Origin of the sequence: Nitrosomonas marina (assembly GCF_900111605.1) — a bacterium.
Classification (GTDB): domain Bacteria; phylum Pseudomonadota; class Gammaproteobacteria; order Burkholderiales; family Nitrosomonadaceae; genus Nitrosomonas; species Nitrosomonas marina_A.
This window is the reverse complement of the sequence record NZ_FOIA01000003.1, coordinates 118,926-134,073: the sequence shown is the minus strand read 5'-3', so window position 1 is coordinate 134,073 and position 15,148 is coordinate 118,926. Positions and strand designations below refer to the sequence as shown.

At 46.9% G+C, this 15,148-nt stretch carries 15 protein-coding genes; 3 read left to right on the top strand and 12 right to left on the bottom strand.

Features of this window, described 5'->3' with window-relative positions; translation table 11 throughout:
• Nucleotides 1-103: 103 nt before the first annotated feature.
• The 9 genes from trpB to leuC all read right to left on the bottom strand — a co-directional run bounded on the left by trpB (nucleotide 104) and on the right by leuC (nucleotide 10,249).
• Complete coding sequence (gene trpB, locus BMY62_RS02480; protein WP_218142921.1) at nucleotides 104-1,303, bottom strand: tryptophan synthase subunit beta; 1,200 nt, start codon at nucleotides 1,301-1,303, stop codon at nucleotides 104-106.
• The gene (locus tag BMY62_RS02475; RefSeq protein ID WP_090656093.1) at nucleotides 1,300-1,917 is read right to left on the bottom strand and encodes a phosphoribosylanthranilate isomerase; all 618 of its coding nucleotides are present in this window, start codon (nucleotides 1,915-1,917) and stop codon (nucleotides 1,300-1,302) included. Before BMY62_RS02475 ends, trpB begins: the two co-directional genes overlap by 4 nt.
• A gap of 34 nt (nucleotides 1,918-1,951) precedes the next feature.
• Nucleotides 1,952-2,749 (bottom strand): tRNA pseudouridine(38-40) synthase TruA, encoded by a 798-nt coding sequence (gene truA, locus BMY62_RS02470; protein WP_090656090.1) that lies wholly within the window; start codon nucleotides 2,747-2,749, stop codon nucleotides 1,952-1,954.
• Nucleotides 2,750-2,820: 71 nt separating this feature from the next.
• Nucleotides 2,821-5,505, bottom strand: a complete 2,685-nt coding sequence (locus BMY62_RS02465) for a FimV/HubP family polar landmark protein (protein ID WP_143058737.1) — start codon at nucleotides 5,503-5,505, stop codon at nucleotides 2,821-2,823.
• A 173-nt stretch (nucleotides 5,506-5,678) separates the two neighbouring features.
• The gene (gene asd, locus BMY62_RS02460; RefSeq protein WP_090656084.1) at nucleotides 5,679-6,791 is read right to left on the bottom strand and encodes an aspartate-semialdehyde dehydrogenase; all 1,113 of its coding nucleotides are present in this window, start codon (nucleotides 6,789-6,791) and stop codon (nucleotides 5,679-5,681) included.
• Between the two features lie 130 nt (nucleotides 6,792-6,921).
• Entirely contained in the window at nucleotides 6,922-7,983 is a 1,062-nt protein-coding gene (leuB, locus tag BMY62_RS02455) for a 3-isopropylmalate dehydrogenase (protein ID WP_090656191.1), read from the bottom strand.
• An 18-nt stretch (nucleotides 7,984-8,001) separates the two neighbouring features.
• The gene (leuD, locus tag BMY62_RS02450; protein WP_090656080.1) at nucleotides 8,002-8,640 is read right to left on the bottom strand and encodes a 3-isopropylmalate dehydratase small subunit; all 639 of its coding nucleotides are present in this window, start codon (nucleotides 8,638-8,640) and stop codon (nucleotides 8,002-8,004) included.
• A 5-nt stretch (nucleotides 8,641-8,645) separates the two neighbouring features.
• Nucleotides 8,646-8,771, bottom strand: coding sequence for an entericidin A/B family lipoprotein (locus tag BMY62_RS02445; protein WP_090656078.1), 126 nt, complete (start codon nucleotides 8,769-8,771; stop codon nucleotides 8,646-8,648).
• A gap of 62 nt (nucleotides 8,772-8,833) precedes the next feature.
• Entirely contained in the window at nucleotides 8,834-10,249 is a 1,416-nt protein-coding gene (leuC, locus tag BMY62_RS02440; protein WP_090656189.1) for a 3-isopropylmalate dehydratase large subunit, read from the bottom strand.
• Between the two features lie 157 nt (nucleotides 10,250-10,406).
• On the opposite strand from leuC, the gene BMY62_RS02435 reads away from it, so the two are divergent.
• Nucleotides 10,407-11,204: a lysophospholipid acyltransferase family protein gene (locus BMY62_RS02435; RefSeq protein ID WP_090656075.1), complete on the top strand. Its 798-nt coding sequence runs from the start codon at nucleotides 10,407-10,409 to the stop codon at nucleotides 11,202-11,204.
• Here BMY62_RS02435 and BMY62_RS02430 read toward each other — a convergent pair.
• From BMY62_RS02430 to BMY62_RS02420, 3 genes are all read right to left on the bottom strand, one after another.
• A complete protein-coding gene (locus BMY62_RS02430) occupies nucleotides 11,134-11,958 on the bottom strand; it encodes a symmetrical bis(5'-nucleosyl)-tetraphosphatase (protein WP_090656073.1) in 825 nt (274 codons plus the stop codon). The genes BMY62_RS02435 and BMY62_RS02430 overlap by 71 nt on opposite strands.
• A gap of 86 nt (nucleotides 11,959-12,044) precedes the next feature.
• A complete protein-coding gene (gene dapB, locus BMY62_RS02425; RefSeq protein WP_090656070.1) occupies nucleotides 12,045-12,851 on the bottom strand; it encodes a 4-hydroxy-tetrahydrodipicolinate reductase in 807 nt (268 codons plus the stop codon).
• 68 nt (nucleotides 12,852-12,919) lie between these two features.
• A complete protein-coding gene (locus tag BMY62_RS02420) occupies nucleotides 12,920-13,318 on the bottom strand; it encodes an outer membrane protein assembly factor BamE (protein ID WP_090656186.1) in 399 nt (132 codons plus the stop codon).
• Between the two features lie 97 nt (nucleotides 13,319-13,415).
• Here BMY62_RS02420 and fur point away from each other — a divergent pair, with 97 nt between their 5' ends.
• Together fur and BMY62_RS02410 are read left to right on the top strand one after the other, a co-directional pair.
• Nucleotides 13,416-13,856 (top strand): ferric iron uptake transcriptional regulator, encoded by a 441-nt coding sequence (gene fur / locus BMY62_RS02415; protein WP_090656067.1) that lies wholly within the window; start codon nucleotides 13,416-13,418, stop codon nucleotides 13,854-13,856.
• 27 nt (nucleotides 13,857-13,883) lie between these two features.
• Nucleotides 13,884-15,119, top strand: coding sequence for a lytic murein transglycosylase (locus tag BMY62_RS02410; protein WP_090656064.1), 1,236 nt, complete (start codon nucleotides 13,884-13,886; stop codon nucleotides 15,117-15,119).
• The last annotated feature ends 29 nt before the right edge of the window (nucleotides 15,120-15,148 follow it).

The following is a 15,148-nucleotide window of genomic DNA, read 5'->3' as shown; positions in this document are numbered from 1 at the left end:
TTGGTAATATATATGTCAAGTATCCAGACCAGCTCGACTATAGCCTCTAGTAGAGATAAAGATGAAAACTGAGTCAAAAAAATTTTGGTGGCATCGCTTGATGCTACAAGGTGATCCCGGACATCTGCGCAACGGTCGCCATATCTTTATCACCACGTCCGGAAAGATTGATGAGTATCAACTGGTCTTTAGAGAGGGTTGGCGCAAACTTGGCCGCATAGGCCAGAGCATGACTCGATTCAAGCGCCGGCATAATTCCCTCGAAGCGACATAACGCATGAAATGCTTCAAGCGCTTCATCATCCGTGATTCCCACGTATTCGGCCCGATGAATATCCTTGAGCCATGCATGTTCTGGACCAACACCGGGGTAATCCAAACCGGCTGATATGGAATGTGTTTCAATAATTTGTCCGTTATCGTCCTGAATCAAATAGGTTCTGTTCCCATGCAACACGCCGGGTTTTCCCTTACTCAGTGTAGCCGCATGTTCATTTGTATCCAGACCTTTACCTGCAGCCTCCACACCGATCATACGCACACTTTCATCGTTGATATAGGGATAAAACAGACCAATCGCGTTTGAGCCGCCACCTACGCACGCTATTAACACATCGGGCTGCCTGCCATACGTCTCCAGCATTTGTAATTTGGCTTCAGTACCAATAACCGTCTGAAAATCACGCACCATCATCGGATAGGGGTGCGGTCCGGCAACTGTGCCGATAATGTAAAACGTATTCTCAACATGCGTTACCCAGTCGCGCATGGCCTCATTCAGTGCATCCTTCAAAGTTCGGGAACCTGATTCAACTGGAACCACTTCAGCTCCCAGTAATTTCATACGGTATACATTGGTTGCCTGTCGCCGAACATCCTCAGCGCCCATGTAAACAACGCATTGCATGCCGTAGCGTGCAGCGACTGTAGCTGTTGCCACACCATGCTGCCCCGCACCTGTTTCGGCAATAACTCGATTTTTGCCCATGCGCCGCGCAAGCAAGGCTTGTCCGACGGTATTATTGACTTTGTGTGCTCCGGTATGATTTAGGTCTTCACGCTTTAACAGAATCTGTGCACCGCCTAGATGCTCTGACCAGCGTTTGGCATGGTAAATCGGGCTTGGCCGCCCAACATAATGTTTTAATTCGTTTTCGAATTCACGCTTAAATTCAGTATCATTCCGATAGTAATCATATTGCTCGCGCAACTTATCCAGTGCGGAAATCAATGTTTCAGCAACAAATACACCACCGTAAGGACCAAAATGGCCCCGTTTATCCGGTAGATCATAAATATTCACTCTTCTCGAACTCCTCGCATAAAAGCAGAAATTTTTTGCTCATCCTTTATACCTTTGGCAGATTCGACACCACTGGAAACATCCACTGCCCAAGGACGAACCTGTTTGATTGCCAAGGAAATATTTTCAACATTCAATCCTCCCGATAAAATCACAGGCAGTGGTAACTGACGGGGAATCAAATTCCAGTCGAATTTATGTCCTGTACCACCTGGCATGTTTTTGGCATAGGTATCCAGTAACAGACCTCTTGCAGTGTCATAACGATTTGCATATTGTAACAAATCTACATCTTCCTTGACGCGAATTGCCTTGATGTAAGGCAAGAAAAATTGATCACAAAAATCACGCGCTTCATTACCGTGAAACTGCAGCAGACTCAGCTTCGCAATCCGGGCGGTTTCATTGACCCATTCTGGTTCAGGATCAACATAAACGCCGACTGTATTGATAAAGGCAGGTATATCAGCTGAAATTTCAGCGGCTTCGTGCGGTGTTATATAGCGCGAACTGTTTGGCCAGAAAACAAACCCAATTGCATCCGCTCCCGAATCGACTGCCGCCAAAGCATCTTCAGTACGGGTAATTCCGCAAATTTTTACGCGCACCACCATAAATAGAGTCTAGTCTAAAGAAAAACAACAACAGCTAAAAAAAACGATATTCATCAACGATACTGAAACGCCCTTTCATGCGTGGCAGATTCCAGTCCGGACTGTATTTGATATCAGCCAGATACAAACCGGATGCAGAGAATGTTGGCGCTGCAGCCGATCTGTCACCATTTTCCAGTAATATTCGCAACCAGTCCGGTGGATATCGGCCTTTACCTACATAGACCAGGCATCCGATAATATTACGCACCATATGATGCAAAAACGCATTGGCACTTAGCTCAAAGATAAGCATATTACCACGATGTACAATATCCAGCTGTGTCAGTGTGCGCACAGGTGATTTAGCCTGACACTCAGCGGCACGAAAAGCCGAAAAATCATGTTCACCAAGTAATATTTGTGCAGCTGATCGCATTCTTTCGAGATCAAGCGGTTGATGAAACCATCCGACTCTATGATAAAGAATGCCTGGACGAATAGAATGATTAAGAAGTAAATATTGATAACGGCGCGTTTGTGCACTAAAACGCGCATGAAACTGAGTGGATATTTCATTTGCCCATAATACGGCAATACCCTTTGGCAAATATGTGTTGACACCACGTGTCCAGGCTGTAAGCGGACGCCTGGCCGTGGTGTCAAAATGCACAACCTGATATAACGCGTGCACGCCCGCATCTGTTCTGCCGGCAGCAATGACACGTATCTTTTCGTCGGCAATTCGAGATAGGGCTAATTCAAGTTCATTTTGTATTGAACAGGCATTTGACTGACTTTGCCATCCACAAAAATTACTGCCGTCATATTCAAGAATCAGTACAACTCTCACAATAAGGCGGTAATCAGCCTGAAGTATTCATTACGTGGTATAACCACACACCGAAAAATCTAATAACCTGATTACACCTCACAGTTTTTCAACAACTCTTTAGCGGTGTTTTGTTGATTCTCGTCACCCTCTTGGGCAACTTCTTCAAGCATCTCCCGCGCACCCTCGAAATCTTCCATTTCCAGGTAAGCTTTTGCCAAATCAATTTTGGTCTCTATTTCATGCCAGCGCTCACTTCTTTCTTCGGGTTGAGCAATTTCGTTTTCATTATTCGCTTGATTCTCATCAGCTCCAGACGTATCCTCAAGATCCAGATTGATATCCGAAAAATTAACTTCCGCGGATTGCTGACCTGAATCTCGAGAATCGCTTCCGGTTTCGGGCAAAGTATCCGGTACTTCTGTTTCAGGCAACGAATTCAGTTCAGGCATTTCATCAGCAGGATTATTCTCATCAGACAAATCTATGGAAGAAGGATCAACTGAAAAGTCGAGTGTGTTATCGATGCCAGATTTAGAGTCGATTTTTTCCGGTTCAGTTTCAAGCCCTTCGTCTGTAAAATCCACCGACATTGCACTGTCTGCTTCTGATTTTTGTGGTTCGTCAAAATCAATCTTCAATTCATAATCTTCTGATTCAGTATCTTTAGACAAATCCGGTGTATCTGACGTGAAATCCATCAAATTCGAATCATCGGGTTCGTTACTATCCTCCAAACCCTGTTTTACAGCATCCATCCCAGCTTTGCTAGCATCATTAAAATCAAGCGTATGATCTGCATTTTCATCCGACAAAGCATCAAAATTTTCCAGTTCTGAAATATTTTCATCAAGAGCTTCTAATTCTGAAGCAGTCACTGAATTATCAACAGAAGATTCTATACCGGCATCCGCTTCTTCATTCTCCTTTGAAAAATCCAGTTCGATCGGCTGATCTATATCGTATGATTTTTCTGTCGGCGTTTCTGATTTTTCTTCTACATCTGATGATAAATCAAATGCTGCTGAATCATTTTTTTCCTGTGATTCGTCCTGTGAGAAAAATTGATTAGCATGATCAAATTCATCCGTTTCATCGATTTTCTGATCCACTGTGTGAGCAGCAGCCACTGCAGCTGCCGTTTTATCGCGCAGTGCCGATGACAGCTCTTCATATCTGGCCTCTTCTGCTTCAGCTTCTGCTTCAGCCGTCTGTCTGCGACGTCTGAGTATAAAAGCAAGCAGGGTGAGCAATACAATAGCAGCAACCGCACCGATGTACACCAGATTGTCCATGATTTGATCAAACAAAGATGCTTCGTTTGACTCTGGCAACAGGACAGAATGTGCTGCAGATTCCACCCGTGGTTCAGGGTTTAGCGCGGCATCCTGGGCGGTAGTGTCAGCACTTTCCTGTGCTGCAGTATCAGTGATTGCCAACGAGGAAGAATCATCCTCGGACATAACATCCAATTCAAATCCAGATTCATTGTCAGCAAACAAATCAAATTCGTCATCGGAAGCAAGATTGGATTCCTCAGGTATAACCTCCAGCGTATCTGTCTCAGGCCTCGACTGTTGCGCCTGAGATTCGGCATTTATCTGTGCCTGCGCCAATTCGGGGTTCTGCAATGACAGTAGTTTCTGCAGATTCTCTATATTCTTTTCCAACATTGCAACACGTTCATTGGCTTCTTTCAGAGCAAGATCACGCGCAATGGCATCTTCTTCCATCATGCGTATTCGCTCTTGAGCACTTAAATCAGAACTTCCGTCTCGAGCTGTAGCGGATTTCTCACCACTGGATAACCGCAGTACCTCTTTTGGCGAGTCACTGTGAGAAACGGCTGCATCATCGACAGCCGTTGTGATTTCTCCAGCAGCTGTCTGGCTAAGCGTGTCGTCCTCATTTTGCGGCTGTTGTGTAGACAAAGCCAGGTTCTGCCGATACTTGTGCCAATCACTAACATGTACTCTGACTTCAGCATTGGCATCCTTCTCAGTGATGTCTGCAATATCCCGCAAATCAGGTATTTTTAAAACCGCGCCCGTTTTGAGCAAATTCATGTTATCCGAGATAAACGCATCACGATTAGCGCGGAAAATCGCTACCAGCATTTGATTCAAATTGACCGATTCCGGCTTTACCTGCCTGGCAATCGACGATAGCGTATCACCCTCCAGTATTGGCCCGTATGTTCCAGGTTTTGATACTGCTTGCGGTGCCTGGCGCGTTGTTTGTACAACTCGCTCTTCTGCGACAGGTAGTGGCGCTGTTTGAGAAGCAATCTGATCAACCGGGATATCTTCTGATTCAGTTATCGCCTCTTGTTGTTGCTGGATTGGTGGCACAACAGGCGCTACCGGCTCTGCAGGGCGTGCATCTGCGGGATCAAGCAAGACTGTATACTCACGCAACAATCGTCCTGACGCCCAACTCAATTCCACCAGCATGTTGAGAAAAGGTTCGTTTACGGACTGCGGTGATACAATTTTTACATAGGAATCACCGCTGACGCGCGATTCTACCGATAATTGAAAAGTTGAAAAGAAAGGCTCAAAACGTATACCAGCTTGTGCAAATGCTTCGCGCGAGGCAATCTCGGCTTTTAAAGAGGAAAGATCCTCTTCACTGACAGAGACAAGATCAATCTCGGCGTTGAGCGGCTGCCCAAGAGAGGAATTGATGGTAAGCTTACCAAGTCCTGCGGCATGCGCAGTTAAGGAAAAAATAACACCGATCAACAACAGACACGCTCTAAGATACGAAATATACACTGAGGACCCCTTTCTTGTTCTCAAAAGAAAATAGACCTAGCCTAACAGGAACATGACTAGTGCAAGCGCTAAAATATTCAGGGAATTATATGCTAATTCCTGATTAAAAGATTTGAGTCTATATATCTGGACAATACCATTTGTCTTAATAATCAGTCAATAATTGTACAAAATTAATGTTGTACTAGAATTCTAAGCATCCTTCTCAGCGGTTCTGCGGCACCCCAAAGCAGCTGGTCACCAACTGTGAAAGCAGACAGATATTCGTCCCCCATTGCTAATTTGCGTATACGTCCGACCGGTATCGACAGGGTACCGGTAACGGCTGCAGGTGTTAATTCTTTTGTTGTGGCTTCCCGCTCATTGGGTATTACCCGTACCCACTCATTGGAATTAGCGATAATGTCTTCCGCTTCATCCAACGGTATGTTTTTCTTTAACTTCATGGTAAGCGCCTGACTGTGGCAACGCATGGCCCCAATTCGAACGCAGGTGCCATCAACCGGCAATATCCGGTCTTTTTTACCCATGATTTTGTTGGTTTCAGCCAAGCCTTTCCACTCCTCACGGCTTTGGCCGTTGGTTACAGCTTTATCAATCCAGGGAATCAGACTGCCGGCCAGTGGAACGCCAAAATTGGCTACCGGAAAATTTGTATCGCGCAATGTTCCGGCTACTTCTCGATCAATATCCAGAATACTGGACGCCGGATCATCCAGCAGCTCCTTGGCAACCCGATGTGCTTCACCCATTTGTTGCAGCAATTCACGCATATTGCGGGCACCTGCACCCGAGGCTGCCTGGTAAGTCATAACATTGACCCACTCTACCAGCCCCTTTTCTATCAGGCCGCTAATTGCCATCAGCATCAGACTCACTGTGCAGTTACCGCCAATATAGTTTTTCACACCCTGGTGCAATGCCTGCTCAATCACGGGCATATTTACAGGATCAAGAATAATGACAGCATCATCATTCATACGCAATGCCGATGCGGCATCAATCCAATAACCCTGCCAGCCGGACTTTCTGAGGTCATTGATGACCTTGCCGGTATAGTCTCCACCCTGGCAAGTCACTATGACATCCATTGCAGCAAGTTCAGTCAAATCGTAAGCGTCCTTCAGTGGTGGTACATCTTTTCCAACATCCGGCCCACGGCCGCCTTGCTGGGATGTTGAAAAAAATACAGGATCAATCAAGGAGAAATCGTTTTCTTCACGCATGCGCTGCATTAAAACGGAACCGACCATACCTCGCCAACCAACAAAACCAACCTGCTTCATGATTAATCTATCACCCTAAAATGTATCACTCGTTAAAAAACTGCTTTTATCAACTAATTGCCAGAAATATTCAGTAATGCATTTCGACAATCTCTTTTTTATCAAAAGTATGTAGCAAGAACAATTGATTTCATAATTCTGTTAAAACAGCATCGCCCATTTCCTTCGTACCAAGCACCTGCATTCCATGGCTTGCAATATCTCTTGTGCGCAAACCATCAGACAACACCTTTTGCACTGCTTTTTCAATGCGCTGCGCCACATCATCCTGATTGAAAGTGTAACGCATCATCATTGCTACAGAGAGAATAGTGGCAAGCGGGTTTGCAATATTTTTACCTGCTATATCCGGTGCAGAACCATGTATCGGCTCATACAGCCCCTTATTCTGACTGTCGAGCGAGGCAGACGGCAGCATACCAATTGAACCCGTCAGCATTGACGCCTCATCAGACAAAATGTCACCAAACATATTTCCCGTAACAATCACATCAAATTGCCTGGGGTCTCTAACCAGCTGCATGGCCGCATTATCTACCAGCATATGCGACAACGTAACGTCGGGATATTCCTTACCGGTTTCCTCCATCACGTCACGCCATAACTGAGTGCATTCCAGTACATTCATCTTATCCACTGAACATACAGCGCGATTTCTCTTCTGCGCTGCCTGAAATGCAACATGCGCAATGCGCTGAATCTCGGCTTCGCTATATACCATCGTATTCACACCAACGCGCTGCCCGTCGCGCATTTCAATACCGCGTGGTTCACCAAAATAGATATCGCCTGTTAATTCACGAACAATCAGAATATCCATGCCGGTGACGATTTCACGTTTCAGGCTTGACGCATCGGCCAGTTCTGAATAAAGCGTTGCCGGTCTCAGATTGGCAAACAGATTCAGAGATTTACGGATAGATAACAGTCCTTTCTCTGGTCGTTGTGGACGCGGCAGCGCATCATACTGTGGCCCACCAACCGCTCCGAGTAACACCGCATCTGCGTGTGAGACCAGCTGGTGGGTCATTTCCGGGTAAGGCTCGCCTGTCGCATCGACTGCACATCCCCCTATCAATCCATACTCAAGCACGATATCAAGACCTTCCCCTTTTAAGGTGTCCAGCACACGGACTGCCTGCGCAATAATTTCAGGCCCTATACCGTCACCGGCCAGAATCGCAATTTTCATAGTTGCCATAAATAAGTTTCACACAAACAGCCAAGGCTGCTGTTCACGTCTTTTTTGCTCATATGCTTTAATTTTTTCGGCGTGTTGCAGCGTCAGGCCAATATCATCCAGGCCGTTTAGCAAACAGTGTTTACGGAAGGTATCCACAGTAAATGGAATATGTTCACCTGTAGATTTTATCAATACCTGATCCTGCAGGTTCACAGTTAAGGCGTAACCTTCAGTCTGATTTACCTCACGAAACAACTGATCTAAAAATTTTACTTCCAGCACAATAGGCAGCAGTCCGATTTTGAAACAGTTGTTAAAAAAGATATCTGCAAAACTGGGCGCGATAATGACCTTGAAGCCATAATCCTGGAGTGCCCACGGCGCATGCTCACGGCTCGATCCACACCCGAAGTTGTCTCTTGCCAGCAAAATACTGGCTGACTGGTAACGGGGCAAATTCAAGATAAAATCCGGATTCAACTGCCGTTGCGAAACATCCATACCCGGTTCGCCATGATCGAGATAGCGCCATTCATCAAACAGGTTCTGGCCAAAACCCGTGCGCTTGATTGATTTCAGAAACTGCTTTGGAATAATGGCATCCGTATCTACATTGGCACGATCCAGCGGCGCCACAACTCCCGTGAATGTTTGAAATTTCTCCATAATTTTTACTGTGCGGTACGCTCCAGCGCCTCACCCCCTGACTGAATATCCTTGCCAAGTCCGGCCATTGTATTGCAGGCCGTCAAACCGAATAATGCAATGAACGCAATGATTACCGTGAAAAGTTTCATGATGCTCTCCTTCAGTGGAATAAAAGTATAGTAACTGCAGCAATAATCAAATAAAACAATATTCAGGATATGCCGAACTTGCTTACATCTACGAAATGACCTTCCACAGCAGCTGCAGCCGCCATCGCAGGGCTTACAAGATGCGTACGTCCACCAGGCCCCTGCCTTCCTTCAAAATTGCGGTTGGACGTTGACGCGCAGCGTTCACCTCTTGACAGCCGGTCATCATTCATTGCCAGGCACATTGAGCAACCGGGTTCGCGCCATTCAAATCCGGCTGCAACAAAAATCTTATCAAGCCCTTCTTTTTCGGCCTGCTGCTTAACCAGTCCGGAACCGGGTACAACCAGCGCCAGTTTGATTGTTGGAGCAATATGTCTATCCCTGATCACCTCTGCTGCCGCACGCAAATCTTCGATCCGCGAGTTTGTGCATGAACCGATGAATATTTTGTCGAGCATAATTGACTGAATCGGTGTATTGGGTTGTAGGTCCATGTATTTTAGCGCTTGCTCCATATCATGGCGTTTTATCTGATCAGCCACATTCGCAGGATCGGGAACACAACCGTCTATCGTCGTCACCATTTCAGGAGAAGTTCCCCAGGTAACCTGAGGACGAATTTCGGCAGCATTCAAGGTAATAGATTTGTCAAATTCTGCATCCGCATCACTGTGTAATGTTCGCCAATAGGCAACAGCCCGGTCCCATAAGTCCCCCTGCGGTGCAAATGGCCGTCCCTTGATATACTCAATCGTCGTATCGTCGACGGCAACCATTCCTGCCCGTGCGCCGGCCTCAATAGCCATGTTACAGAGTGTCATGCGCCCCTCCATAGACAGCGACTGAATTGCGCTGCCGGCAAATTCAATGGCATAGCCAGTACCACCTGCCGTTCCTATCTTGCCGATTACTGCCAGTGCAATATCTTTGGCGGTAACACCTAACCCAAGCTTGCCTTCAACAACAATGCGCATGGTTCTGGATTTTTTAGCCAACAGGCATTGGGTGGCAAGCACATGCTCGACTTCCGAGGTGCCGATACCAAATGCCAGACAGCCAAACGCACCATGGGTACTGGTATGCGAATCCCCGCATACTACGGTCATGCCAGGCAAGGTAGCCCCCTGTTCGGGCCCGATTACATGAACGATCCCCTGACGCATGTCGTGCATTTTAAATTCAGTAATACCCAGTTCCTCACAGTTTTCATCAAGCGTATCGACCTGCAAACGCGATACCGGATCGTTAATTCCCTGATTTCGACCCGTTGTCGGTACGTTGTGATCTGCCACAGCCAGAATCGAATTCACCCGCCATGGCTTGCGTCCGGCCAGTTTCAGGCTCTCAAACGCCTGCGGACTGGTTACTTCATGAATCAGATGGCGGTCGATATACAGCAACGCCATGCTGTCAGCATCGTTCGATTCAGTATGTACAAGATGTTGATTCCAAAGTTTGTCGTATAACGTATACATCATCCAGGTCGTATTTGATTCAATTCAGTAATCTCAACAGTAAATTATTACATAAAGTGTAACCAAGAAACAGCTATCGGTCTTTGCCGGCTAAAATTTTTTTAATTTTTTAGCGATCGGGTTAAAATCATGTCTCAATTGCCGTAACGCAAAAAAGATGAAAAAAAAGACTACCCCTTCAGTTGTCCGTCTCATCCGTTTATTTCGTCTGCTGGTACAGATCGTATCCGGTATTCTGCAATCAATCGTCTACCCGTATTGCTCCCATTCCACTCAGCAACGCCAGATGAAAAACTGGGCAGCAGGCATGTTGAAGGCCCTGAACATCAAAATACATCATACCGGTAATATCCCGAACCAGGGCCATCCACGCGCGCTTCTGGTTGCCAATCACGTATCCTGGCTTGATATTTGTGTGGTTCTGGCCGTGTGTCCCGCACAGTTTGTTGCAAAATCCGAAATAAGCAGCTGGCCGATTATCGGCTTTTTATGCAGAAGAGTTGATACACTGTTCATCAAGCGTGCAAAACGAAGAGATACCGCCCGTATCAATCAGGAAATCAGCGCTGCACTGACCGCTGGCAAGTATGTCTGCATTTTTCCTGAAGGCGGCATCAGCGATGGTACGCAAACGCTCCACTTTCATGCTTCACTGCTGCAGTCCGCCATCAATGCCGAAGCACTGGTGTACCCTGTCGCAATTCGTTATCTGGATGCAGACGGAAATATCTGCCGCGATGCCGCATATACCGATATCTCCCTGGTAACTTCACTGCGACAAATTTTGCGCCAACCTCACATTGAAGCTGTACTGAACTGCAACGCACCTATTCACAGCGCAGAAAAAAACCGTCGCGAACTGGCGCGCCTGTCAGAAGAAGCAATTAACCAGAATCTGTCACAATCCGCTTATCACAGCGAATCTGAAAAACCTTCCTATCTTCCAAACGCATAGCGGATAACTGTCTATTCCAGACGCAACCACTGTCAAGCGCGGCTACTGTATCTGAAACATACAGATCAAGTGCCGACCAGTGTCCGCATATAATCGTATGATCCCGGCTTGCGCGATCAGGCATGTCGAACCATGGTAAAAATCCATCAGGTATATCCTGCAAATTGCCTTTGAATGTAAAATCTATCCGCCCATCAATACTGCAGACACGCATGCGCGTCATGGCATTAATAATGACACGCAAACGCTCGGTGTCTGTCAGGTCATCACACCAGTAATTCGGCTCGTTGCCATATATTTGCGAAAAAACATAGCTGTAATCATCGCTGCGCAACGCTGCTTCAACTTCGCGCGCCAGTCGAGCAGCCTTAGGAACAGACCATTCCGGTAACAGACCGGCATGAACCAGCGCATGGTCACCCTCATTGAAAAACAATCGCTGATGCCTTAACCAGTGTAGCAACTCGTCACGATCAGGTGCATCCAGGATCGGCTGAATGGTATCGCCTTTGCCACAGCGGACAATGCCGGCGTCAACCATTAACAAATGCAGATCGTGATTGCCTAACACCATGATCATGGCGTCATCCGACTGTTTGACAAAACGCAACGTTTCCAGCGATTGCGGACCACGATTGACAATATCGCCAACCAGCCACAACCGGTCGATCGCAGCGTCAAACTCAATTAAATCAAGCAGCCTTCTGAATGATGAGTAACAACCCTGAATATCGCCAATTGCATAAGTTGCCATGATAATTATGCAGGAACCTGATTCAACAAAGCATTCGACAATTTAATAGTTATCGGCAATAGAGACGACTTCATGCGGCAACACACTTACCGCAGACCAAGCACGTCCTGCATGTCAAACAGACCGCTGGATTTATCTTCAAGAAAACGCACGGCACGCACCGCACCCATGGCGAAGGTCATGCGGCTGCTCGCTTTGTGCACGATTTCAACCCGTTCGCCCGCGCCGGCAAACATCGCAGTATGTTCACCGACAATATCACCCGCTCGAATGGTTGAAAAACCGATGGTTTCGTCCGCGCGCTCTCCCGTAACTCCCTCCCGGCCGTAAATCGCGACTTTTTTCAAATCCCGACCCAGTGCATCGGCGATGACCTCACCCATGCGCAACGCTGTACCTGAAGGGGCATCGATTTTATGACGATGATGTGCCTCAATGATCTCGATATCATAACCCTGGCGCAATACCATGGCAGCAATTTCAAGCAGCTTAAACGTGACATTGACACCCACGCTCATGTTGGGCGCAAATACAATGGCAATTTCATTTGACGCGTCTTTCAATCGGTTTTTTTCTTGTTCGGAAAGACCCGTAGTGCCAATGACCATTTTCACACCGGCTTCTCTGCATGTGTCCAAATGCGCCATCGTGCCTTGCGGACGCGTAAAATCGATAATTTGATGACAATCAGCCAGAGCCGTGACAATATCACTGGTAATGGTAATACCATTGGTTGAACCTATCAGTTCTCCCGAATCTTTTTTTAAAAATGGACTGTTGTCGTGTTCCAGCGCTGCAGATAACTGCATGCCGTCAGCGTGCGTGACTGCTTCCAGCAATGCGCGTCCCATGCGGCCAGCACTGCCGGCTATGGCGATGTTTTGAATGGACATGTGACTCCTGTGAAATAATTAGAAACTAGTACTCTATCAATATGATATTGCCAGAGTACTAGAATAATTCAAAGATCCTCCGACTGGTCATCGGCTTCTTCAACTGCCCCACGTGAATCGCGTGTATCAGACTCAACCGGATGAAGCGAGTAAAGCTGTTCGTTTTCCATTCGAATCAGGCGTTCATCTTCAAAGTAAATTGTCAGTCTTTTTTGCTCAACCAGATCACCCTTTTCACGCTGGATATAGACATAGTCCCAGCGATTATCCCGAAACGTATCGACAATTAACGGCGAACCGAGTACAAACCGCACCTGGGGCTTGGTCATTCCCACCTTTAATTTGTCGAGCATTTCATCAGTGACCACATTGCCCTGCTGTACATCGATTTTATAGAGTACATGTGGAATTAAAAAACACCCTGACAAATTAAAAAAAACCAGTAACACAATGATTCTTATTATCATTTTATAGAATTGTACAAATTTGCAATATTGGTACAGTAGACTGAACATAATTGAGCACGATATGATACAGTAAATTATTTACCTGACAGAAATCACCATGAGCAATTCTGGAGAAGCCAAAAGCATTGACCTGAAAACTATCGGCCTCAAAACCACGCTGCCGAGACTCAAAATACTGAATCTTTTCGAGAACAGTCCTATACGACATCTCTCGGCAGAAGATGTTTACAAGGAGCTGATCAATGAAAATGAAGATATCGGGCTGGCTACAGTTTATCGTGTTTTGACGCAGTTTGAACAAGCCGGTCTGCTGGAGCGTCATCATTTTGAAAGTGGCAAAGCCGTTTTTGAATTGAAAAACGAGGGACATCACGATCACCTGGTCTGTATGCAGTGCGGTCGTGTCGAGGAATTTTATGATGCTGAAATTGAGAAGCGACAAATCGAGATAGCAAAAACACGGGGATTCAAATTACAGGAACATTCGTTATCGCTTTACGCCGAATGCCTGAGAGACCCGTGCCCACACCGTAAATAACAACTCATACACATTCAACTGCAAATAATGTTTTCTTTGCGTCTGCCATGCACAGTTTTTTTTTCACCCAGCAGTCTGTGCGCTATTGCTTCAATTGCCGGCATGGTGTTTTTCAGCTCCAGCCTTGTTGCAAATCAGCAGTTCGATCAGTGCATCAACCGTCTGAAGCCACAGGCGTTGCAGCAGGGAATATCCGAACATACAATCAATCGAGTACTCGGTCAGGCCAGATATCTTGCGCGCGTCATTGAGCTTGATCGCCGCCAGCCCGAATTCACCCAGACTTTTGCCGGTTATTTTAATGCACGCGTCACTGAAGAACGCGTCCGAAACGGACGCAGACTGTTCACGGCACATCGCGAATTATTTGAAAAAATCGAAAGGGAAACCGGTATTCCACCGAAATACCTCGCTTCATTCTGGGGGCTCGAAACCAATTATGGTGGATACTTTGGCGACTGGTCGGTACCGGATGCATTGACGACACTGGCCTGTGATCAGCGTCGCAGCACTTACTTCACGCAAGAACTGTTTAATGCCATGCGTATCATCGATGCTGGAGATATCACCCCGGATCGCATGAAAGGTTCCTGGGCGGGAGCAATGGGTCATATGCAATTCATGCCATCCACTTTTTTAAATTATGCCATTGACGCGGACGGGGACGGCCGCCGCGATTTGTGGGGCAGTCTTGAAGACGCCATGGCTTCGGCAGCAAATTTTCTACTCAAAATGGGCTGGGATCCGGATCTCGAATGGGGACAGGAAGTCAGGCTTCCGCCAGATTTTGATTATGCGCTGGCCGGCAGTCATCATAAACGCCCGTTACGTGAATGGATAACATACGGTGTCACACCTGTTTCCGGTCCAGGCCTGTTGCCAACAGATCAAAAAGTTTCGTTACTGGTGCCCGCCGGCCACCAGGGCCCGGCGTTTCTCGTCACGCACAACTTTCATGTCATCATGCGCTGGAATCGTTCAGAATATTATGCCCTGTCCGTTGGTCATCTGGCCGACCGCATCGCTGGCGAGCCAGGTTTGTCCCAGCACCCACCTGAGGATGAAATTAAAATTACGCGGGACCAAGTCAGGCAGTTACAACAGGATCTGCAAGCACTCGGTATCGATGCCGGCGGCGTGGATGGTGTCATGGGTCCGCAAACACGCAAAGCGATCAGTGTTTTTCAGCAAAGAACGCAACGTGTTGCTGACGGCCATTTGGATTCAGATCTGCTAAAAGCAGTCCGCACCGCCGCTCAATAAACAGGCAGTTGACCCGCACTGCTCCGCTC

Bases quoted from the DNA above. Each gene is read 5' to 3' on its own strand.
- BMY62_RS02410 (WP_090656064.1), top strand. From the start codon at position 13,884: ATGTTTTCTTTGCGTCTGCCATGCACAGTTTTTTTTTCACCCAGCAGT.
- BMY62_RS02420 (WP_090656186.1), bottom strand. From the start codon at position 13,318: ATGATAATAAGAATCATTGTGTTACTGGTTTTTTTTAATTTGTCAGGG.
- asd (WP_090656084.1), bottom strand. From the start codon at position 6,791: ATGAAGCAGGTTGGTTTTGTTGGTTGGCGAGGTATGGTCGGTTCCGTT.
- BMY62_RS02475 (WP_090656093.1), bottom strand. From the start codon at position 1,917: ATGGTGGTGCGCGTAAAAATTTGCGGAATTACCCGTACTGAAGATGCT.
- leuD (WP_090656080.1), bottom strand. From the start codon at position 8,640: ATGGAGAAATTTCAAACATTCACGGGAGTTGTGGCGCCGCTGGATCGT.
- BMY62_RS02430 (WP_090656073.1), bottom strand. From the start codon at position 11,958: ATGGCAACTTATGCAATTGGCGATATTCAGGGTTGTTACTCATCATTC.
- leuC (WP_090656189.1), bottom strand. From the start codon at position 10,249: ATGTATACGTTATACGACAAACTTTGGAATCAACATCTTGTACATACT.
- fur (WP_090656067.1), top strand. From the start codon at position 13,416: ATGAGCAATTCTGGAGAAGCCAAAAGCATTGACCTGAAAACTATCGGC.
- dapB (WP_090656070.1), bottom strand. From the start codon at position 12,851: ATGTCCATTCAAAACATCGCCATAGCCGGCAGTGCTGGCCGCATGGGA.
- BMY62_RS02435 (WP_090656075.1), top strand. From the start codon at position 10,407: ATGAAAAAAAAGACTACCCCTTCAGTTGTCCGTCTCATCCGTTTATTT.
- leuB (WP_090656191.1), bottom strand. From the start codon at position 7,983: ATGAAAATTGCGATTCTGGCCGGTGACGGTATAGGGCCTGAAATTATT.
- BMY62_RS02445 (WP_090656078.1), bottom strand. From the start codon at position 8,771: ATGAAACTTTTCACGGTAATCATTGCGTTCATTGCATTATTCGGTTTG.